Origin of the sequence: Crossiella sp. CA-258035, assembly GCF_030064675.1 — a bacterium.
In the GTDB taxonomy this organism is placed as follows: Bacteria; Actinomycetota; Actinomycetes; order Mycobacteriales; family Pseudonocardiaceae; genus Crossiella.
Window position 1 is genome coordinate 8,189,060 of record NZ_CP116413.1, and the last position, 23,923, is coordinate 8,212,982.

The 23,923-nt window shown below is 73.4% G+C and carries 20 protein-coding genes and 1 riboswitch; of the genes, 7 read left to right on the forward strand and 13 right to left on the reverse strand.

Annotated features, from left to right (window positions below):
• Positions 1–38 precede the first annotated feature (38 nt).
• Genes N8J89_RS36910 through N8J89_RS36920 form a run of 3 tightly spaced genes read left to right on the forward strand, consistent with a single transcriptional unit; the run spans position 39 to position 3,033 of the window.
• Complete coding sequence (locus N8J89_RS36910) at positions 39–1,178, forward strand: LolA family protein (RefSeq protein WP_283661552.1); 1,140 nt, start codon at positions 39–41, stop codon at positions 1,176–1,178.
• Positions 1,179–1,216: 38 nt separating this feature from the next.
• On the forward strand, positions 1,217–2,161 hold the full coding sequence (locus tag N8J89_RS36915) for an ABC transporter ATP-binding protein (RefSeq protein WP_502868516.1): 945 nt from the start codon (positions 1,217–1,219) through the stop codon (positions 2,159–2,161).
• Complete coding sequence (locus N8J89_RS36920) at positions 2,158–3,033, forward strand: ABC transporter permease (RefSeq protein ID WP_283661553.1); 876 nt, start codon at positions 2,158–2,160, stop codon at positions 3,031–3,033. Before N8J89_RS36915 ends, N8J89_RS36920 begins: the two co-directional genes overlap by 4 nt.
• Here N8J89_RS36920 and N8J89_RS36925 read toward each other — a convergent pair whose 3' ends face one another.
• The 3 genes from N8J89_RS36925 to N8J89_RS36935 all read right to left on the reverse strand — a co-directional run bounded on the left by N8J89_RS36925 (position 3,034) and on the right by N8J89_RS36935 (position 6,679).
• The gene (locus tag N8J89_RS36925; RefSeq protein WP_283661554.1) at positions 3,034–4,065 is read right to left on the reverse strand and encodes an ABC transporter ATP-binding protein; all 1,032 of its coding nucleotides are present in this window, start codon (positions 4,063–4,065) and stop codon (positions 3,034–3,036) included. It lies immediately after the preceding gene.
• Positions 4,065–5,660: an ABC transporter permease gene (locus N8J89_RS36930; protein WP_283661555.1), complete on the reverse strand. Its 1,596-nt coding sequence runs from the start codon at positions 5,658–5,660 to the stop codon at positions 4,065–4,067. The genes N8J89_RS36925 and N8J89_RS36930 overlap by 1 nt, the downstream gene beginning before the upstream one ends.
• A complete protein-coding gene (locus tag N8J89_RS36935) occupies positions 5,636–6,679 on the reverse strand; it encodes a thiamine ABC transporter substrate-binding protein (RefSeq protein WP_502868379.1) in 1,044 nt (347 codons plus the stop codon). Before N8J89_RS36935 ends, N8J89_RS36930 begins: the two co-directional genes overlap by 25 nt.
• A riboswitch (TPP riboswitch) is annotated at positions 6,679–6,791 on the reverse strand. Its footprint overlaps the gene before it by 1 nt.
• A gap of 98 nt (positions 6,792–6,889) precedes the next feature.
• Between N8J89_RS36935 and N8J89_RS36940 the strand changes: the two genes are divergently transcribed.
• Positions 6,890–7,186 (forward strand): 4a-hydroxytetrahydrobiopterin dehydratase, encoded by a 297-nt coding sequence (locus tag N8J89_RS36940; protein WP_283661556.1) that lies wholly within the window; start codon positions 6,890–6,892, stop codon positions 7,184–7,186.
• A 21-nt stretch (positions 7,187–7,207) separates the two neighbouring features.
• Here the strand turns inward: N8J89_RS36940 and N8J89_RS36945 are convergent, their stop codons facing one another.
• From N8J89_RS36945 to N8J89_RS36965, 5 genes are all read right to left on the reverse strand, one after another.
• The gene (locus N8J89_RS36945) at positions 7,208–8,368 is read right to left on the reverse strand and encodes an alkaline phosphatase PhoX (protein ID WP_283661557.1); all 1,161 of its coding nucleotides are present in this window, start codon (positions 8,366–8,368) and stop codon (positions 7,208–7,210) included.
• Between the two features lie 108 nt (positions 8,369–8,476).
• The gene (locus N8J89_RS36950; RefSeq protein ID WP_283661558.1) at positions 8,477–11,422 is read right to left on the reverse strand and encodes an AfsR/SARP family transcriptional regulator; all 2,946 of its coding nucleotides are present in this window, start codon (positions 11,420–11,422) and stop codon (positions 8,477–8,479) included.
• Positions 11,423–11,605: 183 nt separating this feature from the next.
• Positions 11,606–12,301, reverse strand: a complete 696-nt coding sequence (locus N8J89_RS36955; RefSeq protein WP_283661559.1) for a CHAP domain-containing protein — start codon at positions 12,299–12,301, stop codon at positions 11,606–11,608.
• A gap of 117 nt (positions 12,302–12,418) precedes the next feature.
• Positions 12,419–13,498, reverse strand: a complete 1,080-nt coding sequence (ychF, locus tag N8J89_RS36960; protein ID WP_283661560.1) for a redox-regulated ATPase YchF — start codon at positions 13,496–13,498, stop codon at positions 12,419–12,421.
• Between the two features lie 11 nt (positions 13,499–13,509).
• Positions 13,510–13,908 (reverse strand): MerR family transcriptional regulator, encoded by a 399-nt coding sequence (locus N8J89_RS36965; RefSeq protein ID WP_283661561.1) that lies wholly within the window; start codon positions 13,906–13,908, stop codon positions 13,510–13,512.
• Positions 13,909–13,955: 47 nt separating this feature from the next.
• Here N8J89_RS36965 and N8J89_RS36970 point away from each other — a divergent pair, with 47 nt between their 5' ends.
• A complete protein-coding gene (locus N8J89_RS36970; RefSeq protein WP_283661562.1) occupies positions 13,956–14,537 on the forward strand; it encodes a class I SAM-dependent methyltransferase in 582 nt (193 codons plus the stop codon).
• Between the two features lies 1 nt (position 14,538).
• On the opposite strand, the gene N8J89_RS36975 is transcribed toward N8J89_RS36970, so the two are convergent.
• The 4 genes from N8J89_RS36975 to N8J89_RS36990 form a co-directional block, all read right to left on the reverse strand.
• Positions 14,539–15,039, reverse strand: a complete 501-nt coding sequence (locus N8J89_RS36975) for a methylated-DNA--[protein]-cysteine S-methyltransferase (RefSeq protein WP_283661563.1) — start codon at positions 15,037–15,039, stop codon at positions 14,539–14,541.
• Positions 15,036–16,397 (reverse strand): bifunctional transcriptional activator/DNA repair enzyme AdaA, encoded by a 1,362-nt coding sequence (locus N8J89_RS36980; protein WP_283661564.1) that lies wholly within the window; start codon positions 16,395–16,397, stop codon positions 15,036–15,038. Before N8J89_RS36980 ends, N8J89_RS36975 begins: the two co-directional genes overlap by 4 nt.
• Positions 16,398–16,460: 63 nt before the next feature.
• Positions 16,461–19,418 carry an AAA family ATPase gene (locus tag N8J89_RS36985; protein ID WP_283661565.1) on the reverse strand — a complete coding sequence of 986 codons (2,958 nt, stop codon included), beginning with the start codon at positions 19,416–19,418 and terminating at the stop codon, positions 16,461–16,463.
• Positions 19,415–20,560: an exonuclease SbcCD subunit D gene (locus N8J89_RS36990; protein WP_283661566.1), complete on the reverse strand. Its 1,146-nt coding sequence runs from the start codon at positions 20,558–20,560 to the stop codon at positions 19,415–19,417. The genes N8J89_RS36985 and N8J89_RS36990 overlap by 4 nt, the downstream gene beginning before the upstream one ends.
• A 222-nt stretch (positions 20,561–20,782) precedes the next feature.
• On the opposite strand from N8J89_RS36990, the gene rmuC reads away from it, so the two are divergent.
• Together rmuC and N8J89_RS37000 are read left to right on the forward strand one after the other, a co-directional pair.
• Complete coding sequence (gene rmuC / locus N8J89_RS36995) at positions 20,783–21,730, forward strand: DNA recombination protein RmuC (protein WP_283661567.1); 948 nt, start codon at positions 20,783–20,785, stop codon at positions 21,728–21,730.
• Positions 21,731–21,914: 184 nt separating this feature from the next.
• The gene (locus tag N8J89_RS37000; RefSeq protein ID WP_283661568.1) at positions 21,915–22,811 is read left to right on the forward strand and encodes a DUF6542 domain-containing protein; all 897 of its coding nucleotides are present in this window, start codon (positions 21,915–21,917) and stop codon (positions 22,809–22,811) included.
• Positions 22,812–22,873: 62 nt separating this feature from the next.
• On the opposite strand, the gene N8J89_RS37005 is transcribed toward N8J89_RS37000, so the two are convergent.
• A complete protein-coding gene (locus tag N8J89_RS37005; protein WP_283661569.1) occupies positions 22,874–23,848 on the reverse strand; it encodes a 4-hydroxy-3-methylbut-2-enyl diphosphate reductase in 975 nt (324 codons plus the stop codon).
• Positions 23,849–23,923 lie beyond the last annotated feature (75 nt).

Consider the following 23,923-nt stretch of genomic DNA (forward strand, 5'->3'; position numbering starts at 1 on the left):
CGGCTGCACGGGACGACCCCGATTCGCAAGGAGGAGACATGGACCGAAGGAAGGCCACAGTCACGGTGGCCACGGCCGGCGCGGTCGCCGGCGCCGTGGGGCTCGCGCTGCTCGCGGTGCCCGGTGGCGCTGGTGCGGCGCCGACGTTGCCGTCGGTGGCCGCCGAGGACCTGGTGCAGTCGGTGTTGACCACCACGCCGCCCGCGCTCGGCGGCACCGTCGAGGTGACCAACAACCTCGGCCTGCCCGCCATCCCCGGCGCGCCGCAGGTGGCCGCGGGCAACAGCAAGCTGCGGGTGTGGACCGACGGGGCGGGCAAGAGCCGGGCCTCGCTGCCGGAGGGGCAGAACGAGAAGACCATCGTCCAGGACGGCACCACCGTCTGGACCTGGGACTCCGCCGAGCGCAAGGTGACCAAGTCCACTGTGGACGCCAAGGCGCTCGAGGAGAAGAAGGCCGAGCTGGACAAGGACAAGAAGGTCCGGCCGACCGACCCGGCCAGCGCCGCGCGTGAGCTGGTGAACCTGGTTCGCCAGCAGAGCGACCTGTCCGTGGACGGCACCGCCGAGGTGGCCGGTCGCCCGGCCTACGAGCTGGTGCTGACGCCGAAGCCGAACGAGCGGACGCTGCTGCGCGGCGTGCGGGTCGCGGTGGACGCGGAGAAGCGCATCCCGCTGCGGGTGACCGTGCTGACCAACGGCACCGACACCCCGGCGCTCCAGGTGGGCTTCAGCCAGCTGAACGTGGGCCAGCAGGACGCCAACCTGTTCAAGTTCACCCCGCCGCCGGGCGCGACGGTGGAGGAGAACAAGGTCGACGGCAAGGCCAAGGAGCACCGGGCCCCGTCGAAGGAAGAGATCGAGAAGGCCAAGAAGGAAGCCGAGAAGGCCGTCAAGGTCGTCGGCGAGGGCTGGGACACCACCGTCGTCGGCAAGCTGCCGGAGCAGGCGCTGACCGCGCCGAAGCCGGCCGAGGGCAGGCGTGGCGACCGTGGCGCGGCCGCGGGCAACCCGCTTGACCTGGTCAAGCAGCTGGGCAAGGAGGTCAACGGCGCCTGGGGTTCGGGCTGGGTCATCGAGACCAAGGTCGGGACCGCGCTGGTCACCGCCGACGGCCGCTTCGCCGTCGGCGCGGTGCCGCAGCAGGTGCTGACCGAGGCGATCGGTCAGGTGAAGTGACCGCCGGACTGGCGGGCACGGAGCTGAGCGTGGCGGGGGTGGCTTCGGCCGCCCCCGCCCCCTCCCTCACCCTGGCCGCCCGCACCAGGGGACTGCGCAAGGTCTACGGCAAGACCGTGGCGGTGGACCGGGTGGACCTGGACGTGCCGCAGGGCGCGGTGCTGGGCATGCTGGGGCCCAACGGTTCCGGCAAGACCACCACCATCCGGATGCTGCTCGGCCTGGTCCGCCCCACCGCCGGTGAGGTGGAGCTGCTGGGCCACCGGATGCCGGATGAGTCCACCGCGGCGCTGGCCCAGGTCGGCGCGCTGGTCGAGGGACCGGGCTTCCACCCGTTCCTGAGCGGCCGGGAGAACCTGCGGCGGCTGGGCGCGGCCGAACCGCTGCTGGAGACCAGGGCGATCAAGGGCGCGGTGGCCGACGCGCTGGAGCGGGTCGGGCTCGCGCACGCGGCCGACCGCAAGTTCCGCGGCTACTCCCTCGGCATGAAGCAGCGCCTCGGCCTGGCCGCCGCGCTGCTGGTGCCGCGCCGCCTGGTGGTGCTGGACGAGCCGACCAACGGCATGGACCCGGCGGGCACCAGGGAGATCCGCAAGGTGATGGCGCAGCTGCACGCGGCAGGCACCACCGTCGTGGTGTCCTCGCACCTGCTCGCCGAGGTGGAGGCCACCTGCACGCACGTGGCCGTGCTGCACCAGGGCACCGTGGTCGGGCAGGGCCCGCTCTCGGAGCTGCTGGAAGCCGGCGCGCCCACGCTGACCGTGGCCACGCCGGATGTGGCCGAGGCCGTGGAGGCGCTGCGCTCGGCCAAGATCCCCGCGCGGGCCGCCGACGGCGGGGTGCGGGTGGAGCTGACCGGCGCGGAGGCGCCGAAGGTGATCGAGACCCTGGTTCGGGCGGGGGTCTCGGTGCACGAGGCACATCGGGAGCGCACCGGGCTGGAAGAGCTGTTCGCCCGGCTCACCGAGGAGGACGGGGCATGACCGCCACACTCGCCGAACCGGCACCGGCCACGCCGGTCGCGGTGTCCACCGGCCCGAAGCAAGCATCCGCCTGGCGGCTCTACGCCTCCGAGCTGCGCTGGATCCTGCGCCGCCCGCGCACCGTGGTGGCGCTGACCCTGATGGCGCTGGTGCCGATCGCGATCGGCATCGGGGTCACCGTGATCGGCGGCAACGCGCCGGGCCGCGGTCCGGCGATGATCATGGCGGCGGTGGGCAACGGGATGGTGCTGCCGCTGGCCGCGCTGACCGTCTCGATGACCATGCTGCTGCCGCTGGTGGCCACCATGTCCGCCGCGGACGCGCTGGCCGGTGAGGCCTCGCACGGCACGCTGCGCGGGCTGCTGATGGCCCCGGTGAGCCGGGTGCGGCTGGTCGCGGTGAAGGCGGCCGGGGTGGCCACGGTGATCGTGATCGCGGTGTCGCTGATCGTGCTGCTCGGCATGATCACCGGCGTGGTGATCGTGGGCGGCACCGAGGTGGTCACGCTTTCCGGCACCACGCTGCCGTTCCTGGACGCGCTGGGCAAGGTCGGCCTGGCCGCGGGCTGGGTGGCCTTCCAGATGATGGCGCTGGCCGCGATCGCGCTGGCGGTCTCCTCGCTCACCGAGCACCCGCTGGTGGTGCTGGCCGCCACGCTGGGCGGGCTGATCGTGGTGCAGGTGCTGGGCGCGATCCCCGGCATGGAGTGGCTCCAGCCGTACCTGCTGCCCACCGGCTGGACCGCGCTGGCCGACGTGCTGCGCGACCCGATGCCGTGGGACGGCTTGCTGGACAGCAGCGCGAAGGCGGCCTGTTACCTGCTGATCGGGCTGTCGCTGACCTTCGTCCGCATGTCCACCAAGGACGGCTGATCAGGCGGGCAGCACCGCGACCGCCTCGGGATCCAGGCGCAGCCGCACCGGATCCCCGGCGGCCGGTGCACCGAGGACCGGCCCGACCGCCTCGACCTCGCTGATCTCCGGCAGATCGGCGAGGTCGAGTCGCACCACCAGCCGGATGTGGTCGGTGCGGTGCACCCGGCGCACCACCAGCCCGGACAGCTCACCGTCGGCCCCGGCCCGCAGCGCGGCCGCGCGCAGGCCCAGCCGCGCCGATCCGTCCGGGAAGCCTTGCGCGGCAACGCTTCCCACCGCCGACTCCGCCACGCCGTCTCGCACTTGAGCCGGGATCATCGTGCTACAGCCCAGGAACCGGGCCACCTCGGCGTCGGCGGGCGCGCGCCACACCGACTCCGGCGTGCCCAGCTGGCGGATCCGGCCCGCCGACATCACCGCGACCCGGTCGGCCAGGGTGAACGCCTCGTCGTGGTCGTGCGTGACCACCAGCGCGGTGGCGCCCGCCTTGCGCAGCAACGTGGCCAGGTCCATCGCCAGCTGCTCGCGCAGCGCCCGGTCCAGCGCGGACAGCGGCTCGTCCAGCAGCAGCAACCGTGGCCTCGGCGCGAGCGCCCTGGCCAGCGCGACCCGCTGCTGCTCGCCGCCGGAGAGCTCGGTGACCCGCCGGGAGCCGTAGCCGGTCAGGCCGACCAGCTCCAGCAGCTCGGCGATCCGCACCCGCTGGTCGGCCTTGGGCACGCCGTGCATGCGCAGGCCGAAGGCGATGTTGCCGGCCACGTCGCGGTGCGGGAACAGCTGACCGTCCTGGAAGACCAGGCCGAAGCCGCGCCGGTGCACCGGGACCGCGACCAGGTCCGCGCCGTCCCAGCTGACCGTGCCCGCGGTGGGCTGCTCCAGTCCGGCGATGGCGCGCAGCAGGGTGGACTTGCCGCAGCCGGACGGGCCGAGCAGGGCGAGCACCTCACCCTCCACAATGGACAGATCAACCCGGTCCACCGCGGTGCTGCGGCCGTACTTCACCACAAGCCCGTCGACGCCAAGACTCATCAGAACTCCCCGGTGCCGACTCGAAGTTTCTCGATGGCCAGCACCGCCAGCGCGGTCACCACCATGAGCAGGGCGCAGGCCGCGTAGGCCATGGCCTCGTTCAGCTCGCCGGGCCGGGCGATCAGCCTGGCGATGGCCACCGGCAGCGTGGGCGCCTCCGGCCTGGCCAGGAAGCTGGTCGCGCCGAACTCGCCCAGTGCCACCACAAAACCGAACCCGGCCGCGGCCAGCATGGACCGCAGCGCCAGCGGCAGGTCGACCTCCCGCCACACCCGCAGCGGGCCCGCGCCCAGGGTGGCCGCGGCCTGGCGCAGCCGGTCGTCGACGGCGCGCAGCACCGGCAGCACCAGCCGCACCACCAGCGGGGTGACCACCAGCGCCTGGGCCAGCGGCACCAGCAGCGGCGAGGTGCGGAAGTCGCCGGGCAGCGCGTCCATGGTGACCAGGTAGCCGAAGCCGACGGTCACCGCGGAGACGCCCAGCGGCAGCATCAGCACCACGTCCAGCGCCTCGCCGGTCCCGCGCCCGCGCACCCTGGACAGCACGATCGCCGCCAGCAGGCCGACCACCAGCGCGAGCAGGGTGGCGTCGGTGGCCGCGCGCAGCGAGTTCAGCGCGGCCTCGACCCCGGAGACGGCCAGCGTGCCCTGGGCCCCGCCGGTGGCCAGCGCGCGGTAGCCGTCGAAGCTCCAACCGTCCTCTGTGGACAGTGAACGGAGCAGCAGCCCGACGATCGGCACCACCAGCCCGAGCACCACCAGTCCCGCGGCGGCCATCACGAACCATTCGCCGCCGTGTGGTCTGCGCAGGCTCTCCTGGGCCGCGCGCAGCTTCAGCTGGGCCTCCCTGCGCCTGCGCGCGACCGCGCCGACCACCAGCGCGGCGATCACCGCGGCCAGTTGCAGCAGCGAGAGCGCGGCCGCGCCGGAGAGGTCGAGCAGGTTGACCGTGCGCAGGTAGATCTCGGTCTCCAGGGTGCGCAGCCGGGAGCCGCCGAGGATCAGCACCACGCCGAAAGCGGTGGAGCAGAACAGGAACACCACCGCGGCGGCCGAGCCGATGGCCGGGCCGAGCGCGGGCAGCGTGACGGTCCGGAAGGTCCGCCAGCGGGAGGCGCCGAGCGCGCGGGCGGCGTCCTCGGCCCTGCGGTCCAGGTGCGCCCACAGGCCGCCGACGGTGCGGGCCACCACGGCCACGTTGAAGAAGGCGTTGGCCAGCACGATGCCCAGTACCCCGGCATCGCCGAGCACCGCGCGGAAGGCCAGGCCCACCACCACGGTGGGCAGCACGAACGGCACCGTGATGGCCAGCCGGACGAACCCCCGCCCGCGCACGTCGCAGCGGGCCAGCAGGTAGGCCACCGGCATCCCGGCCAGCAGCGCCACCAGCGTCGCCGCCGCGGCCTGGCCCAGCGTGAAGGCGACCAGGCTCCAGGTGGACGGGTCGGCCAGCGTCTTGGCCACCCCGGTGCGCCCGAGGCCGAGACCGATGATCGCGGCCACCGGCCAGGCGAAGAAGACGGCCAGGAAGGCCAGTGGAACAGCCGCGGCGGCCCCGAGGCCGAGCCTGCTCAGCCCTGAACGAGCTTGCGCCACTGCTCCACCCAGCGCTCCCGACCCTCGGCGACCTTGGCCGCGGGCAGCGTGGCCGCCTGCTGCGGCTGCGGCGCGACCTGCTGCCAGACCGGCGGCAGCGCGACGCCCTCACGGGCCGGGTAGACGAACATCTGCTCGGCCACCTGCGCCTGGAACTTCTCGCCCAGCAGGAAGTCGACCAGCTTGCGCGCGGCATCGGGCTGCTTGGCGCCCTTGAGCACGCCGGTGTACTCGACCTGGCGGTAGCAGGTGTCCAGCAGCGCCTTGGTCTTCGGCTTGCCGTCCTCACCGACCTCGGCCGCGGGCGAGGAGGCGTAGGAGAGCACGATCGGCCGCTTTCCCTTGCCGCCCACCGAGAACTCCTGCTTGTAGGCGGTCTCCCAGCCGTTGACCACCTTGACCCCGTTGGCCTTCAACCGGTTCCAGTACCCGGCCCAGCCGTCCTCGCCGAACTTGGCCACCGTGTTGAGCAGGAAGGCCAGCCCCGGCGAGGAGGTCGCGGGGTCGGAGACCACCAGCAGGTCCTTGTACTTCGCATCGGCGAGGTCGTCCAGCGACTTCGGCTCGGCCAAGCCCTGCTTCGCGAAGTAGCCGAGGTCCACGTTCAGGCACACATCGCCGAGGTCGACCGCGGACAGCGCGTTCGAGCCCTCCACCGCGTAGCGCTGCGGGCCCTTGGCCGCCTCCGGGCTCTGGTAGGGCTCCAGCAGACCGTTGTCGATGGCCCTGGAGGCGAAGGTGGAGTCCACGCCGAAGACCACGTCGCCCAGCGGGTTGGCCTTGGTCAGCACCAGCTGGTTGGTCAGCGCGCCCGCGTCGCCCAGCGCCCGCTGCTCCACGGTGATCCCGGTCTGCTTCTTGAACTCGGCGAACACCCCCTCGGCCACCGCGAAGGACTCGTGCGTGAGCAGCACCACCTTGGTCTCCCCCGGCGGCGCGGGCGTCGGCCCGGTCAACGAGCACCCCTCGAGCAGGACAAGACTGGTGACCAGCGCGAACGCGGCCGATGTGCGACGCAAAGTTCCTCCTGACGCAGTCCCTACACCGGCATGACCCGGATCAGGTGCGGACGGTCGAGAGCTGACCGCTCTCCTCTCAGCCCGGCAACACCGGACTCCCGTGGCATCCAGGGTCTGTCCAGGGACTCGCGTTCGTGAGAGTCCCTGGACAGACCCTGGGTGACCATACGCCGGGTCGCGCTCGCGGGCGCGCACCACCACCATGGAGGCATGGCCGAACTGCTGAACGATGACCAGATCAAAGAAGACCTGGTGCGCCTGCCCCAGTGGCGCGCGGTTGGCGCGGAGCTGGTGCGCACGGTCGAGCTGGAAAGCTTCGCGCAGGCCATCCAGGTGGTGAACCGGGTGGCGGAGGTCGCGGAGAACGACAACCACCACCCGGACATCGACATCCGCTGGCGATCCCTGACCTTCCGCTGCTCAACTCATTCGAAGGGCGGGATCACCGACCTGGACGTGGCCATGGCCCAGGAGATCGACGGCGTGGTCGACGCCATCGCCGGTTAGGCCGAAACGGCGCAGTGCCGGTTAGGCCCGGAACGGTCCGGTGACCTCGTAGGTGATGCCGCCGCTGCTGCTCCCGCTGGTGCCGCGCTGGGAGGAGAAGTAGAGCCGGTTGCCCGCCGGGTTGAACGCGGGCCCGCAGATCTCCGAGCCGCTCTGGCCGGTGATCCGCAGGAACGGGGCCACGATGCCGGTCGGGGTGATGATGCAGATCTCCATGTTGCCGCCGTCCTCGGCGACGAAGAGGTCTCCGCTGCTGGTCCCGGTGACGTTGTCCACGCCGGTCAGCGGCGCGGTGCCGCTGGTGACCAGGTTGTCGTCGTAGGTCAGGCTGATCGAGCTGGTGTTGGCGTTGTAGGCCCAGACCCTGTTGTCGCCCTTGGTGGTGAACCAGCAGGTCCCGCCCGCGTAGTAGCAGCCCTCACCGCCGTTGAACCGCTTGGCGCCGCTGACCTGGTTGCGGGTGGCGGTCGGGCTGCCGTCGGGGTCGCCGACCAGGCCCCAGGTCACCGGGCCGCTGGTCTGCGAGCTGCCGCCCTTGAGCACTTCCAGGGTGCCGTTGGACAGGTCGCCCCAGGTGGTGGGCTTGAAGCGGTAGAAGCAGCCGTCGGAGACGTCCTCGGTGAGGTAGATGTAGCCGTGGTCGGCGTCGGTGGCGCAGGCCTCGTGCTTGAACCGGCCCATCGCCGGGCGGCGGATGGCGGCCTTGACGCCCCACGGGTCGGTCTCGTAGACGTAGCCGCGGTCCACCTCCTCGCAGGAGAGCCAGGTCTTCCAGGGGGTGGCGCCGCCCGCGCAGTTGACGTTGGTGTTGGCCAGGGTGCGGTAGGCCCCGGTGATCTGGCCCGAGCTGTTGAACTTGACCGCGCCCACGCCACCGGTGCTGGTCACCTCGCTGTTGGAGACGTAGATCCAGCCGCTGCCGTCGGCGAAACAGGCCCCGCCGTCCGGCGCGGGGTGCCAGGTGTAGCTGGTGCCGGGCACCTGCTGCCCGGTGCGGGCGATCACCCGGCTGGTGAAGCCCTGCGGCAGCTGGATCCCGTTGGCGTCGGCGGACAACAGCGCGCCGTAGGGGCTGGGTCCGGGCTGGGCGCCCTCGGCGAAGGCGTCCCGCCAGGCCGCTCCGCCGAAGGCCGCGGCGGCGGCGCCGACCACGGCGACCCGTAAGAAGTTGCGTCGTTCCACGGTGAACTCCCGTCAGTTCGGGTGACACTCAGGAGTCTTGCGAGCGCCAAGGGTCACCTGTACGGGCGAAAGTCAGGTGAACACTGGGGATCCCCACAGTGGACATCGTCAGTTCACACAGGGACACGACCAGCGCCGGTGCCAGTCCGCGGCCTCGGCCGCCTCCCTGATGCCCAGCCGGTCGAAGATCTCCCGCGCCTCCCGCCAGGCCCGGTGCGCCGCAGCCGCCGCGCCCGTTGCCGCGTGCACCGCGCCCACATCGCGCAGGGTGCGGGCCCGCCACACCGGCAGCCGCAGCTCGGCCCAGCCGGTCAGGGCCAGGTTCAGGAAGTGCAGCGCCGGTTCCGCCCGGCCCAGGGCCAGGCAGCACTCGCCGAGGGTGCGGTGCAGCAGGGCCAGGCCGAAGGTGTCGTGCAGGGCGTGGCAGGTCTTGATGCCTGCCAGCAGGGCGGGTTCGGCCCGGTCCGGGCGGTGCTGGCGGATCCAGACCTTGGCCAGTGCCTGGCCGGTGTAGCAGGAGAGCAGGTCGTCCGGCACGTCGCGGACGATGCGGTGCGAGCGGCGGCAGTAGTCCTCGGCCTCGTCCCAGCGGTCGGCGGCGCGGTGCACCAGGCCGATGCCGCGCAGCGCCAGCGCCTCGCCGCGTTCGTTGCCCGCGGCGCGGTAGGCGCCTGCCGCGGCGGCCAGGGAGTCGATGGCCTCGGGGTCCTCGCCCAGTTCGCGGTGGGCGTAGCCGATGCCGTACAGCGCGTGCGCCATGCCTTCCTGGTCGCCGCTGCTGGCCAGCATCTGGTGCGCCCTGCGCAGCGCGGGCAGCGCGAGCGCGTGCTCGGCCAGCTCCCGGCCGACCATGCCGATCCCGTTGAGCGCCACCGCCTCGCCCCTGGTGTCGCCGACCTCGGCGAAGAGCGCCTGCGCGGTGCGGAAGTGGGCGCGGGCCAGCTCGTAGCGGTCACGTTTGTAGTGCAGCTGGGCCAGGCTGCACTCCAGCGCGGCCTCGCCGCGGCGGTGGCCGGTGCGGCGCAGCGCGGCGACCGCGGCCTCGTGGGTGCGGGCCCAGCTGTCGTAGCGGTTGCGCACCGCGAAGAAGCTGAACACCAGCGCCTCGGCCAGTGCCGCGGCCAGCTCGGCCAGGTCCAGCTCCGCGGCCCGGCACACCGCGGCCACCAGCGCGGGCTCCTCCTGCTCGAACCACCGGTCGGCGCCGGTGATCCGCGGCCGGGGCTGGGTGCTCAGGTCGGTCTGGCACAGCCGGGGCACCGCGGGCGGCAGCGGCTCGGCCAGCTCGTCCACCGCGGCCAGCAGCGCGGTCACCGCCCTGCGCACCGCCTCCCGCCGTTCGTCCGGGGACTCCTCCAGCTCGGCGCACTCCCTGGCGTGCAGCCGGACCAGGTCGTGCATCCGGTAGCGCAGCGGCTCGGCCGGTTCGCTGCTCACCTCCACCAGCTGGGCGTCCAGCAGCTGGTCCAGGATGTCCTCGGCCCGCTCCTCCGGCTCGCCGAGCAGCGGCGCGGCCAGCCAGCCGGGCAGGTTGCCGTAGCCCAGCGCGCCGAGCAGCCGGTAGGCGCGCCTGCTCGGCTCGTCCAGGCCCAGGTAGCTCACCGCGAGCCCGGTGCGCACCGCTAGGTCGCCGACGGCCAGCTCGTCCAGCCGCCGCTGCTCGTCCCGCAGCCGCCCCAGCAGCCGGGACACCGGCCAGTGCGGGCGGGCGGCCAGCTTCGCGCCGGTGATCCGGATGGCCAGCGGCAGGTAGCCGCACAGCTGGGCCACCTCGGCCACCGCGGCGGCCTCGGCGCGCACCCGCTGCTCGCCGATCAGCCGCTCGAACAGCTCGCGCGCGGTCAGCGGCGGCAGCACGTCCAGCGCGATCCGGCGCACCCCCTCCAGCCCGGCCAGCCGCTGCCTGCTGGTCACCAGCACCAGGCAGTCCGCGCCACCGGCCAGCAGCGGCCGGACCTGGCTGGCCCCGGCCGCGTCGTCGAGCACCACCAGCACCCGCCGCCCGGACAGCTCGGCCCGCCACAGCGCGGCCCGCTCACGCAGGTCCTCCGGAATCCGCTCGCCCGGCACCCGCAACGCCCGCAGCAACGCGTCCAGTACCGCCTCCGGCGCCAGGCCGGTCAGCTCGACGAACAGCTGCCCGTCCGGGTAGCGCGGGGCCAGCCGGTGCGCGGCCCGCACCGCGAGCGCGGTCTTGCCTGCCCCGGTCGGCCCGTCCAGCCACCACACCGGCAGCACCCCGGAGTCCGCGGCCGGGCTCGCGCACAGCAGCTCCAGCTCGGCGTCCCGGCCGGTGAAGTCGGGCACGTCCCTGGGCAGGTGGTTGCGGCTGACCGGCCGGGGCGCGGGTTCCGGCGCCGGCCGCGGTTCGGTGAGCAGCTCGCGGTGCAACCGTTGCAGTTCGGGACCGGGTTCCACGCCCAGTTCGGCCACGGTCAGCGCCCGCGCCTCGTGGAAGACCCGCAGCGCCTCGGCCCGCCGCCCGCAGCGGTACAGCGCGGTCATCAGCTGCCCACGCATCCGCTCCCGCAGCGGGTGCTCGGCCAGCAGCCCCGGTAGTTCGGTGACCAGCTCGGCGTGCCGGCCCAGCCGCAGGTCGGCGTCCATCCGGGCCTCCAGGGCGGTCAGCCGCTCCTCCTCCAGCCCGGCCAGGAACCGCTCCCGCATCCGGTCCGAGCCGATGTCGGCCAGCGGCCGGCCCCGCCACAGCGCGAGCGCCCGCCGGAGCAGCCCGCCGGCCAGCTCCGGGTCGGTCTCCCGCCGGGCCGCCGCGGTCCAGGTCCGGAACCGGTGCAGGTCCACCTGGTCCGGTTGCACGGACAACACGTAGCCGGGCGGGCTGTGCCGCAGTGGCACGGAGAGCAGCTGCCGCAGGTGCGAGATGTGCACCTGGAGCGCCTTGCGCGCGTGCGGCGGCGGTTCCTCGCCCCAGACCGCGTCGATCAACCGGTCGATCGGGATGATCGTGCCGGGGTTGAGCAGCAGCATGGCCAGGATCTGCCGGGCTCGCGGCGGCGGTTGTGCCCTGGGCACGCCGGATTCCCAGATCTCCACCGGACCGAGAATGCGAAATTCCTCCACCATTGGCCCCCGTGAGACGGCGAAGGCCAATTGTTGGTCCGGATTCCGCCCGCTGTCTGCCCCCGAGGGTCGCCAGGCGCACTCAAGAACCTGATATCGAAACGATCAGCCGGGCGGATTTGCCCGACCGCCCGGCTGACCGTTTCCGCGCTGCCCCTACGGTCGAGTGCCGCCGTAGAAGGTGCTCCCGCTCAACGTGCGGGTCACCCGGCGGACCGCGTTCTGCTGGTTGCCCTCGATCATCTTCACCGTGCTGCCGGACCGCGACTCGATGATCCCGATGTGCGTGCTGGTGGCCGGACTCGACGGCCCGGTCCCGAACAACAGCACGTCACCCTTGACCGCCGAACCCAGGTTGGCCTTGCTGTAGGACTTGCCGTTGCGCTGGCCCCACTTGTAGACGTCGCCGGTGAACGGGTACTGCGGGATGCTCACCCCCGCCTTGCGCCACACCCAGGTGCTGAACAGGGCGCACCAGGCCACACACTGCGAGGAGTACTTGGTGCAGTTGCTGCCGTTGGGCCGCTCCCCGTTGCCCAGCTCCGCCGCGGCCAGCCGCACGATCTGGTCCCGGTTCGCCGCGGGGCCGACTGGCGCGGCGGCCAGCGGCACGGTGTCCGGCTGGGTGGCCTTCGTCCGCGTCGCGTCCTGCGCCAGGAACTCCCGCAACGCCGCACCGGTGAGCGGACGGCCGTCCAGATCCTCGACCGCGAGCACGGCGGGCGCCACGGTATCCGGATCCTCCGCCGCGACCGCCGGGCCGGTGACCACGGACGAGGCCAACAACAGGCTGGTCCCGACCCCCAGTACGGTCAGACCGCGAGCAAGGCGCCGCGGGATGGTCTTCTCCATGGCTGCATTCCCCTCATCGGCATCGCCGCGGTTTCCACGGCGAAGTCAGGGTCGGGGATGGCTCTTAATACCGGCCAAAGACGCGGTAAAGCTCAGGACCGGATGGCCCGTCGGAAATCAGACGTTGAACCGGAACTCCACCACGTCGCCGTCGGCCATGACGTAGTCCTTGCCCTCCATGCGGACCTTGCCCGCCGACCGCGCCGCCGCCATCGACCCGGCCTCCATCAGGTCGGCGAAGGAGACCACCTCGGCCTTGATGAAGCCGCGTTCGAAGTCGGTGTGGATGACGCCGGCGGCCTGTGGGGCGGTGGTGCCCTGCGGGATGGTCCACGCGCGGGACTCCTTGGGGCCCGCGGTGAGGTAGGTCTGCAGGCCCAGGGTGTGGAAGCCGGCGCGGGCCAGGGAGTGCAGGCCGGGTTCGTGCTGGCCGATGGACTCCAGGAGCTCGGCGGCGGACTCCTCGTCCAGCTCCAGCAGCTCGGACTCGACCTTGGCGTCCAGGAAGACCGCGTCGGCGGGGGCGACCAGCTCGCGCAGTTCCTTGAGGCGGGCCTCGTTGGTGAGCACGCCCTCGTCGGCGTTGAAGACGTAGAGGAAAGGCTTGGTGGTCAGCAGGCTCAGCTCGCGCAGCTCGGCGAGATCGACTTCCTTCTGCGCGGCGAACATGGTGCGGCCGCTGTCCAGGATGTCCTTGGCCTGCTTGGCCGCTTCCAGCACCGGGCGGCGGTCCTTCTGGGTGCGGGCTTCCTTCTCCAGCCGCGGGATGGCCTTGTCCAGGGTCTGGAGGTCGGCCAGGATCAGCTCGGTGTTGATCGTCTCGATGTCCGAGCTGGGGTCGACGCGGCCGTCCACGTGCACCACGTCCGGGTCGTCGAAGACCCGGATGACCTGGCAGATCGCGTTGGCCTCGCGGATGTTGGCGAGGAACTTGTTGCCCAGGCCCGCCCCCTCGGAGGCGCCCTTGACGATGCCCGCGATGTCCACGAAGGACACCACCGCCGGCACCTCGCGCTCGGAGCCGAACACCTTCGCCAACCGGCCGAGGCGCTCGTCCGGCAGCGGCACCACGCCGACGTTGGGCTCGATGGTGGCGAACGGGTAGTTCGCGGCCAGGACGTCGTTGCGGGTCAGCGCGTTGAACAAGGTGGACTTGCCCACGTTGGGCAGGCCGATGATGCCGAGGGTGAGGCTCACGACCGGCCAGTCTAAGGGGTCGCCTGGAGCCACTCGTCGAGCAGGCCACGCAGGTGCTCGCACTCGGTGGCCGGGTGCTCGGCGACGCAGTTCAGCGGGTGGCGGAGCAGGACGCGGGCGCGCTGGGCGCGGGCGATGCGGGCCTCCAGTTCGGCCACGTGCGCCTCGATGATCCGCTGCCACTCCGCGCGGTCGGCGGCCAGCAGCGCGCCGAGGTCCTCCAGGCTCAGGCCGAGCTGCTGGCCCGCCTGGATGAAGGCCAGGCGGCGCAGGCCGTCCTCGTCGTAGCAGCGGGTGTTGCCGCGGCGCAGCGCCGGGGTGAGCAGGCCGCGGCGTTCGTAGTAGCGCAGCGCCGAGGTGGCCAGGCCGAGGCGGGCGGCGGCCTCGCCGATCGGGACCAGGGTGTGCATACCGGCATCTTGACTTGAACCCGGGTTCAACCGGAACCCTCGGTGGCATGTCATGGATGGTGGATCGGCCGCTGAACCAGTTCGCCCTGCCGCGTGGCTGGGCGGGACGCCTCGCGGGCTGGGTGATGGCCAGGACGAACGGGACCGAGGTGGCCGAGGTGCTCGGCGTGCTGGGGCCGGTGCGCGGGCTGGCGGTGCTGGAGGTCGGGTTCGGGCCCGGACTGCTCTGCAAGGCGCTGACCAGGGCGGATGCCGTGGTGACCGGGGTGGATCCGTCGGCGGTGATGCTGCGGCAGGCCCGCCGCCGCGCCCCGGCGGCTCGGCTGCGGCTGGGCAGCGCGGCGGAGACCGGCGGCGCGAACGGCGAGTTCGAGCTGGTGGTGTCGATGAACAACCTGCCGATGTGGCCGGACCTGGACGCGGCCCTGGACGAGCTGCACCGGGTCATCCGGCCGGGTGGGCGGCTGGTGCTGGCCTGGCACGGCGGGACCGAGCCGACCGCGATGGCCCGCGGCATGCTGCTGCCGGACACCGCCACCGAGCGGGTGCTCGCCGAGCTGCGCGCCCGGTTCGCGCGGGCCGAGCTGGCGAAGACCGCGCACTGCGAGATCTTCGCCGCGGACCGCTGACTCAGCCGCTCTCGTGGTCGAGCAGCCAGCGCTTGACCACCGGTCCCCAGCGGAACCCGCCCAGGCCACCGCCGGTGCGCAGCACCCGGTGGCAGGGCACGAACAGCGCGGCGGGGTTGCGGGCGCAGGCGGTGGCGGCGGCGCGCACCGCGGCCGGGCGGCCGGCCAGCGCGGCGTACTCGGCGTAGCTGACCGGATGGCCGGCCGGCACGGTCCGCAGCGCGCGCCAGGCGGCCTCCATGAACTCGCCGCCGCGCTGGCGGACCGGGATCCCGTCCACCGCGGCCAGGTCGCCCTCGTGGTAGGCGAGCACGGCCTTGGTCACCTCGCCAAGGTCGGCGCGGGTGATCAGCTCGGCAGGGCGGATGGCGGTGTGGATCAGCGGGTGCAGGTCGCCGGGGTCGGCGGTCCAGCCCGAGGCCAGCACCGCGCCGTCGGTGTCGGCGACAACGCTGAACGGACCGGCTTCGGTGTCCACTGTGGACACTGCGGCGGTGGTCATGCGGTTCTCCTGTCGGCTTTCTCCGCACCGGGGGTGCGCAGCAGGTGGGCGGTGGCGTAGGAGCGCCACGGCCGCCAGGCCCTGGCGCGGGCGGTCAGCGCGGGGTCGGGCACCCGCCAGACGTCCGGCGCGCCCAGCACCCTGGTGACGATCTCCGCGGCCATCGCGGGGGTGATCGCGGGGTAGGTCAACAGCTCCGCGGTCAGCTCGTCGGTCTCCCGGCCCAGGTGCACGTCCAGCGAGCCGTCGGCCAGCGCGGCCACCACCTCGCGTTCCGGGGCACTCAGCTCGGTGGCCAGCACGGCGGCGGCGGTGGGGAACAGCGTGGTCAGCGGGCCGTCCGGGGTGGCCAGCGGCTCGCCGGGCGGCAGCGCGGGCAGCAGGGCGCGCAGCACCGTCTCCGCGCCGTCCACGCTGCCGGGCACCCGGACACCCGGCGCGGCCGCGACCAGCGGGGCCAGCAGCGGGTCCGCGCCGAGCAGCTCGTCCACCGCGCTCGGGTCGGCGTCCAGGTCGAGCAGCCGCCGGACCCTGGACACCGCGCTGCCCAGGTCGCGCAGGTCGGTCAGGTTCAGCGTGCAGGCCACGTGCGCCGGACCGGGCGCCAGCCACACCGTGGCCGGTCCGTGCGGCAGCCGCAGGGTGCGGCCGTACCGACCGGGCTCAGCCCGCTCCACACCGGGAATCGCCTGCGCGGCAAGGGTTTCCAGCAGGCCGTCGGCGTCGAAGGGCAGCCGGAACGGCAGTCGCAGGTTGATCGCGCCGGGCCGGGCGGGCGCTTCCGCGCGACGGCGGCGCTGGGCTTCGGCGCGCAGCTGGGTCGGGTTGACCGCGAACACCGCGCGGATGGTGTCGTTGAACTGCCGCACGCTGGCGAACCCGGCGGCGAAGGCGACGTCGGCGAAGGTCAGCTCGGTGGTCTCGATCAGCAGCCGGGCCGCGTGCGCCCGGTGCGCGCGGGCCAGCGCCAGCGGACCCGCGCCCAACTCGGTGGTCAGCACCCTGGTCAGGTGCCGTTCGGAGTAGCCGAGCCGGGTGGCCAGGCCGGGCACGCCGTCGCGCTCCACCACCCCGTCGGTGATCAGCCGCATGGCGCGGGCGGCCAGGTCGGCGCGCAGGTTCCACTCCGGTGAGCCGGGCACCGCGTCCGGCAGGCAGCGGCGGCAGGCCCGGAAACCGGCGGTCTGCGCGGCCGCCGCGGTGAGGTGGAACTCGACGTTGCGGCGCTTGGGCGTGACCGCGGGGCAGGACGGGCGGCAGTAGATGCCCGTGGTGCGCACCGCGAAGACGAAACAGCCGTCGAACCGGGCGTCGCGAGCGGCGACGGAGCGGTAGGCGCGTTCCGGGTCGAGGAGCATGGCACCGATCCTGCCAGCGCCGACACCCACCCGCTGGCGGAAATCGGACACCACGTTCACGGCCTAGACGGTGATCTCCAGGGTGGAGCCGGTGCGCGCCTTGCGCACCCGCAGCCGGGTCGGGATCCGGGTGCGCAGCTCCTCCACGTGCGAGACCAGGCCGACCACCCGGCCGCCCGCGCGCAGCTCGTCCAGGGTGTCCATCACCAGGTCCAGGGTGTCCGCGTCCAGGGTGCCGAAGCCCTCGTCCACGAACAGGGTGTCCAGCACCGCGCCGCCGGTCTCCGCGGCCACCACGTCGGCCAGGCCCAGCGCCAGCGACAGCGAGGCCAGGAAGGACTCGCCGCCGGAGAGCGTCTTGGCCGGGCGCTGCTGCCCGGAGTACTCGTCCAGCACGTCCAGCCCGAGCCCGCCCCTGGTGCCGCGCGGACCGGCCACATCGCTGTGCACGAAGGCGTAGCGGCCCTGGCTCATCCGCCGCAGCCGGTGCGTGGCCGCCTCGGCGACCTCCTCCAGCCTGGCTGCCAGCACGTAGGAGCGCAGCGACATCTTGCGGCTGTTCTGGCCGCGCCCGTTGACCACGTCGGCCAGTGCGGCCAGCTCGCTGTGCGCGGCCTGCACCGGGGCCAGCTCGGCCAGCGCGTGACTGAGCCGGCCGGCCAGCTCGTCCACCTGGCGCTTGCGGTCGGCCGCCGCCCTGGCCCGGGCCACCGCCGCCTCGGCGGCCTGCCTGGCCAGCCGGGCCGCCTCGCGCGGCTCGGTCAGGTCGACCTCGGTGTCCGGGCTGACCTCGGCCAGCTCGGCCAGCACCGAGCGGGCCGCGGCCTCCCGGTCGTCGAACTCGCGCAGCCGCCGCTGCACCTCGGCGAACTTCGCCTCCGGCCGGACCGCGGCCAATGCCGTTGGCACATCGGCGAACCCGGCCGCGCTGACCGCCTCGGCCAGCTCCCGCCGCTGTTCGGCCACCCGCCGCCGCGCCTCCGCGAGCGCGCCCCTGGCCTGGGCCAGGGTCTCCACCGCGGCGGCGAAGTCGAGCAGGTGCTGCCGCCGGGCGGCCACGTCCGGGTGCTCGCCGCGCGCGACCTCCAGCCGGTCCGCCCGCGCGTCGATGGTGTCGGTCAGCGTGGCCTGTTCGGCGCCGAGCACGGCCACCTGCTGCTCCGCCGCGGCCAGCTTCTCCCGCAGCCGCTCGGCCTCGGCCTCCAGCTCGGCCACCGCGCCGACCTTGGCACCGACCGTGGCCTTGGCCGCGGTGGCCGCGCGCAGCTCCGCCTCGGCCGCACCGAACGCCGTCTCCAGCGCGTCGATCTCGTTGTCCCCCAGGCGTTCCCGCAGCGCGGCCAGCTCCTGCGCGGCCTGCTGGGCGGCGCGCAGCGTCTCGTCCCTGCGCTCGGCGGTCCTGGCCTCGGCGACCTCGGCGGCGCGCTCGTCCTCGGCCCGCACCCGGTCGGCCACCGCACCGGCCGGCGCCGGGTGCTCGGTGCCGCCGCACACCGGGCAGGACTCGCCGGAGCGCAGTCCTTCGGCGAGCTCGGCGGCCATGCCGTCCAGCCGCCGCTGCCGCAGCAGCTGCCGCCGGTCCCTGGCCTCCTGGTGCTCGTCCACCGCCTGCCGGTGCGCGTCGGCGGCCCGCTCGGCCGCGGTCGCCGCCGCGGGCAGCCGCCGCGCGTCCGTGCGCAGCGCGGCCAGCTCCGCCCGCCGGGCCGCCACCCCGTCCAGCCGGGCCGCCGCCTCCCGGGCCGCGTCCAGCGCGGTCCTGGCCGCCCGCAACCGTTCCGGCAGCGTGCCCAGCGCCTCGGTGTGCTGCTTGACCTGCCGCCGCGCCTGCTCCGCCTCGGTCTCCACCTGGACCAGCCGCTGCCGGTCGGCCAGCTGCCGCCCCGCCTCGGCCACCAGCCCGGCCAGCTCGCCAGCGGACTCCCGGTGCCCGGCGGCCAGCTCCCGCAGCCGGTCCACTTCACTGTCCACAATGGACTCGTCAAAGCGGGCCAGCCCGGCACGCGCCCCGGTCGCGGACTCCGCCGCCTCGGCCAGCTCCCGCTCGATCCGGGCCAGCACCCGCTGCGCGGCCTGCACCGGCACCGCGCGCCTGGCCTGCGCCAGCTCCTCGGCCCACCTGGCCCGGTCGGCCGCGGCCGCCTCGACCTCGGCCAGCTCCGCCCGCGCCCTGACCACCCGGCGCACCCGCTCGGCCAGCGCGGTCCGCTCGCCAAGCACGGCGTCCGCCCGCTCCCGCCCGGCCTGCGCTTCCTGTTCTGCCGCAACGGTTCCGGCCAGCTCGGCGGCCGCGGCCGCGGTCACCTCGGCCAGCCAGTCCTGCTCGCTCTGCTCCTCGCCCGGGTCGGCCCCCGCGGCCTGCGCGAGCCGGGCCACCAGCGCCCTGGTGTCCTGTTGCCTGGCCTCCAGCTTGCGCCAGGAGTCCTGGCGGCGGTTGGCGAACCAGGCCTCGATCTGGCCGAAGCGCTCGGTGCCGAACAGCTTCTCCAGCAGCTTCTGCCGCTCGTCGGTGTCCGAGCGCAGGAACCGGGCGAACTCGCCCTGCGGCAGCAGCACCACCTGGAAGAACTGCTCGGCGGTCATGCCGACCAGCCGCTCCACCGTGCGCGCGATCTCGTCGATCCGGGACAGGCCCTCGGGACTCTGCCCGGACGGCGCGTCGCCGACCCAGGTCAGCGAGGCCTTGGCGTTCTGCTTGGTGAACCCGGTGCCGCGGGTCTTGGGCCGCTGGTACTCCGGTGTGCGGGCGATCCGCAGCCGGTGGCCCTGCACGGTCAGCTCCAGCGCCACCTCGGTCGGATCGGCCGGGTCGGCGTAGTCGCAGCGCAGCCGCTTGGCCTCGTTGCGCGCACCCGGCACCTTGCCGAACAGGGCGAAGGCGACCGCGTCCAGCAGCGTGGTCTTGCCCGCGCCGGTGTCGCCGTGCAGCAGGAACAGCCCGTCGATGCCGAGCGCGTCGAAGTCCACCGTCTCCCGGCGCGGGTACGGCCCGAAGGCCGCCACCTCCAGCACGTGCAGCCTCATGCCTCGCTCCCCCGCACCGACTCGATCGCCGAGGTCAGCAGGGCCAGCTCGCGCTCGTTCGGCGGCGCGCCCCGGCAGTCGTCGACGAACCGCTCGGCGATCTGGTTGTCCGTGCGGCCGCGCACCGCGGCCACGTAGCGCAGCTCGGCGTCGCCGCCGCCCTCGGGCTTGAAGTCCAGGTGCACCGCGTGCGGGAAGCGCTGTTGCAGGCGGCGCATGGCCTCCAACGGGCGGACCGGGTCGGTCAGGGTGAGCGAGAGGTAGCACTCCTCCAGCTCGGTGTAGTCCGGTTCGCTGAGCAGCTCCTCGATCCGCCCGGTCACCGTGGCCAGCTTGCGCGGCACCGGCAGCGACTTGCGCTCGACCCCGGCCAGGCCGTGCGCGCCCAGCTCGACCAGCCAGACCGCCTTGTGGTGGCGGGCCTCGGAGAAGGAGTAGGCCAGCGGGCTGCCGGAGTAGCGCAGGTGCTCGGCCAGCACCTGCGGGCCGTGCAGGTGGCCAAGCGCCACGTAGTCCACCCCGTCGAAGGTGCCGCCCGCGACGTGTTCCACCCCGCCCACGGTGATCCGCCGCTCGGACTCCGATGCCTCGCCGCCGACCACGAACGCGTGCGAGAGCACCACCGAGCGCACGCCCTCGCCGCGCCCGGCCAGGTCCGCGCGGATCCGGCGCATGGCCTCGGCGAGCACCGCCTCGTGTCCCCGGCAGCCGGTGAGCTCCAGCGCGTGCAGGGCCGGATCCGGGTCCAGGTAAGGGATTCCGTAGCAGGCGACCGGCCCGTGCGCATCGGCCAGCAGCACCGGCTGGTGCAGGCTCGCGATCCTGGTGCACAGGTGCAGGCCGCCCGCGCGGGCGAACCCGCCGAAGGCGCCCAGCCGCTGCGCGGAGTCGTGGTTGCCGCTGATCAGCACGATGTCCGCGCCCGCGGTCCTGATCGCGGTGAGGATGCGCTGACAGGTCTCCACGGCCTCGGCCGAGGGCACCGCGCGGTCGTAGAGGTCGCCCGCGATCAGCACCGCGTCGATCCGCTCGTCCGCCACCACATCGGCCAGCCCGGTGAGCACCGACTCCTGTTCGGCCAGCAGGTCGCGGCCGTGGAAGGTGCGCCCGACATGCCAGTCCGAGGTGTGCAGGAGCCGCATGGCCAACAACCTAGTGGCTCGGTTCGGGACGGTTGCCGGGTGTCGGCCGTGCCACGGCGCGAGCGGCAAGGCGCCGGGGCACCCTCGTACCGGGTTGTACGTGGGTGTCCCGGCAACGCCGCCGGTCGCGTCGTGGCGCGGTCGAGACCTGGTGACCGTCCCGAACCGAGCCGCTGGGGCCGCTGGCGAACACTGTCGGTGGGTGGGTCCATCATCGAGGGTGTGACCGAAGTGATCACCACTGCGCTGGTCGTCCTGACCCTCGTCCTCATCGGGGCGCTGGTGCTGCTGTGGCGGCTGTACAACGACTCCGTGCGGCGCACCGACGCCGCGCTGGCCATGGTCGAGGGCGAGCGGGAGCGGGCCGCGCAGCACCAGCGGGCCCTGCACCGGTGGGAGGTGGCGTTCTCCTCGGTCACTGGAAGGGGTGAACTCGGCGAGCAGGTGCTGGTGGAGACCGCTCGCGCGCTGGGCCTGCGCGAGGGGCTGCACTTCTCCCTGCAGACCGACCTGGCCGGCGGCGGTTCGGCCAAACCGGACCTGGTGCTGACGGTCAGCGGCGGGCGGCAGGTGCCGGTGGACGCCAAGGCCAGCCTCGCGGTGTGGATGGAGGCGGCCGAGACCGACGACGCCGGCGAGCGGGCCGAGGCGCTGCGGGTGCACGTGCGCAACATCCGCTCGCGCGCGGCGGAGCTGGCCGGCAAGGGCTACCAGCGCTGGGCGGACGCCATCTACGGGACGATCATGTTCGTGCCCTCGGACGCGGCGGTGGTCTCGGCCATGGACACCGACCCGAACCTGCTGCCCTGGCTGCTGGACCGGCGGATCTTCCTGTGCGGCCCCACCGGTTTCGCGGTGCTGGCCTCGGCCGCGCTGTTCGCCGCCACCGAGCGGACGCTGGCGCAGGACGTGGAGGCGGTGCGCGGGCAGGCGGCCAAGGCGCACCGGGCGGCCACCGGCGCGGTGGACGCGGTGAACCTGTCCAGCACGCACCTGCAGCGGTTCCTCTCCGCCCGGCGGCGGGAACTGGACGCGCTGGAGAGCTTCCGCAGCGCGGCCCAGCCGCTGACCGAGGCCGCGGCCAGCCCGACTCCCGTGCCGGGGATTCGCCGGGCGGAGGAGCTGACCGTGGGCGGTCCCACAGCTGAAGAGGAGGAGAGCGCCAGTTGAGTTGATCTTCTAACTGAATATCCGCGCTGGTTGGAGTGTGTGCGACTGCGCTGGTCAAGGTCCGTTTCGGGGCCGTTGGGCGGAAGCCGGTTGCCCTACCCGGCAGTTACCCAGCAGACTCGATCGCACCCAGTCCAGCGCGCGTCCGGGCACACCCTCTACCGGACGGGCTAACGTGTCACGCGTGACCACCACCCGCGACCGTCGAAGCGACGTGGAACAGGACCGAGCGGAGTCCGACTGGGCCTACCTGTCCCTGTTCGGCTCCTCCCGGGGCGTGCCCTGGTGGGCCGCGGTGTTGCTCGCCTTCGGGGTGTCCCTGCTCGCCGCCTTCGTCAACCGGGCGCCCAACGGCGAGCTCGGCTGGATCTTCAAGAGCGGCTACTTCCTCAGTTGTGTCGTCGCGGTGTGCTGGGTGCAGCGCAAGAGCCTGTTCGGCCCCATGGTGCAACCGCCGCTGGTCGCGGTGATCGTGGTGCCCGCCGTCGCGCTGATCAGCTCCACCGCACCGCCCTCCGGCGGCATGACCGCGCGCCTGCTGACCGTGGCCCAGCCACTGGTCACCTCATTCCCGGCGATGGCGGTCACCACCGCCGCGACGGTGATCCTGGGCGTGGTCCGGATCTTCCTGCAGAAGCGGCCCGCCGCCGCGGCAGAGGCTCGGCCGGCCCGGCCGCGGCCGGTCCCCGAGGAGGACGAGCCGGTGCGCAGGTCAGCCGGTGGCCGCGCGCCCGCGCCGAGGCCGCAGCCCGGTGGCCGCCCGGCCCCGAGGGACGGCGCGCCGGCCCCCAGGGGCGGCGGCGCGCCCGGCAGCGGTGGCGCGGCCGGTGGCCGGGGCGCTGGTGGCCGCGGTGCCGCCGGTGGCGCGGCTGGTGGACGAGCCGGTGGCGGTCGCGATGCCGGTGGTGGCCCGGCAGGCGGCCGCGGTGGCGCGGCAGGCGGTGGGCGGCCGGTGCCGCCCCGGGGCGGTCAGCCCGGCCGTCAGCAGCCGCCTCCGCCGCAGCGCGGTGGCCCGCCGCCCAGGACCGGCGGCCAGCCGCCCGCACCGCGCAGGCGCCCGCCTCGGGACGACGACTACTGAAGACAAAGCGGAAGGGCCGCTCCCGAGGTGGGAGCGGCCCTTCCGCTTTGTCAGTGCGGCCGTCAGGACTCCTTGGCGGCCTTCTCCTTCAGCTCCTTGCGCAGCTCCCGCGGCAGCGAGAAGGTGATCTTCTCGTTGGCGGTGGTGACCGTCTCCACGTCGGCCCAGCCGCGCTCCTCCAGGTGCACGAGCAGCTTCATCACCAGCTCGTCCGGCACCGAGGCGCCGGAGGTGACGCCGATGGTGCCGACACCTTCCAGCCAGGCGTCGTCCACCTCGTGCGCGAAGTCCACCAGGTAGGCGGCCTTGGCGCCGTAGTCCAGCGCCACGTCGACCAGCCGCAGCGAGTTGGAGGAGTTCCGGGAACCGACCACCAGGACCAGGTCGCACTGCGGAGCCATCACCTTGACCGCGGTCTGGCGGTTGGAGGTGGCGTAGCAGATGTCATCGCTCGGCGGGGCCTGGAGCTCGGGGAACCGGTTCTTGAGCTGGTTCACCCGGACCATGGTCTCGTCGACCGACAACGTGGTCTGGGACAGCCAGATGACCTTGCTGGGGTCGCGGACGGTGACCTTGTCCACGTCCTCGGCGGTGTCCACGAGCTGCACGTGGTCGGGGGCCTCACCAGCGGTGCCCTCGACCTCCTCGTGCCCCTCGTGGCCGATCAGGAGGATGTCGTAGTCCTCCTTGGCGAAGCGCTTGGCCTCCTGGTGCACCTTGGTCACCAGGGGGCAGGTGGCGTCGATGGTGCGGAGGTTCCGCTCGGCCGCCTCCGCGTGCACCATCGGGGACACGCCGTGTGCCGAGAAGACCACCATGGCGCCCTCGGGCACCTCGTCGGTCTGGTCGACGAAGATCGCGCCGCGCTCGCGCAGCGTGTCCACGACGTGCTTGTTGTGCACGATTTCCTTGCGGACGTAGATGGGAGCGCCGTAGGTCTCCAACGCCTTCTCGACGGTGATCACGGCCCGGTCCACGCCGGCGCAGTAGCCGCGAGGGTTGGCCAACAGCACGCGCTTGGGCTTGGCAGTGGTCATGCCAACCAGGGTACGGAGCGTTCCGCCGGTGAGTCGATTCGATCAGGTGACCAGAAGAATTAGCGAGGTCACAGC

Excerpts from the sequence above, each read along its gene's own strand:
- N8J89_RS36990 (WP_283661566.1), bottom strand. The coding sequence starts at position 20,560 with ATGCGGCTCCTGCACACCTCGGACTGGCATGTCGGGCGCACCTTCCAC.
- N8J89_RS36965 (WP_283661561.1), bottom strand. The coding sequence starts at position 13,908 with ATGCACACCCTGGTCCCGATCGGCGAGGCCGCCGCCCGCCTCGGCCTG.
- N8J89_RS36920 (WP_283661553.1), top strand. The coding sequence starts at position 2,158 with ATGACCGCCACACTCGCCGAACCGGCACCGGCCACGCCGGTCGCGGTG.
- N8J89_RS36980 (WP_283661564.1), bottom strand. The coding sequence starts at position 16,397 with ATGCTCCTCGACCCGGAACGCGCCTACCGCTCCGTCGCCGCTCGCGAC.
- N8J89_RS36970 (WP_283661562.1), top strand. The coding sequence starts at position 13,956 with ATGTCATGGATGGTGGATCGGCCGCTGAACCAGTTCGCCCTGCCGCGT.
- N8J89_RS36910 (WP_283661552.1), top strand. The coding sequence starts at position 39 with ATGGACCGAAGGAAGGCCACAGTCACGGTGGCCACGGCCGGCGCGGTC.
- N8J89_RS36975 (WP_283661563.1), bottom strand. The coding sequence starts at position 15,039 with ATGACCACCGCCGCAGTGTCCACAGTGGACACCGAAGCCGGTCCGTTC.
- N8J89_RS37005 (WP_283661569.1), bottom strand. The coding sequence starts at position 23,848 with ATGACCACTGCCAAGCCCAAGCGCGTGCTGTTGGCCAACCCTCGCGGC.
- N8J89_RS36940 (WP_283661556.1), top strand. The coding sequence starts at position 6,890 with ATGGCCGAACTGCTGAACGATGACCAGATCAAAGAAGACCTGGTGCGC.
- N8J89_RS36955 (WP_283661559.1), bottom strand. The coding sequence starts at position 12,301 with ATGGAGAAGACCATCCCGCGGCGCCTTGCTCGCGGTCTGACCGTACTG.
- N8J89_RS36925 (WP_283661554.1), bottom strand. The coding sequence starts at position 4,065 with ATGAGTCTTGGCGTCGACGGGCTTGTGGTGAAGTACGGCCGCAGCACC.
- N8J89_RS36985 (WP_283661565.1), bottom strand. The coding sequence starts at position 19,418 with ATGAGGCTGCACGTGCTGGAGGTGGCGGCCTTCGGGCCGTACCCGCGC.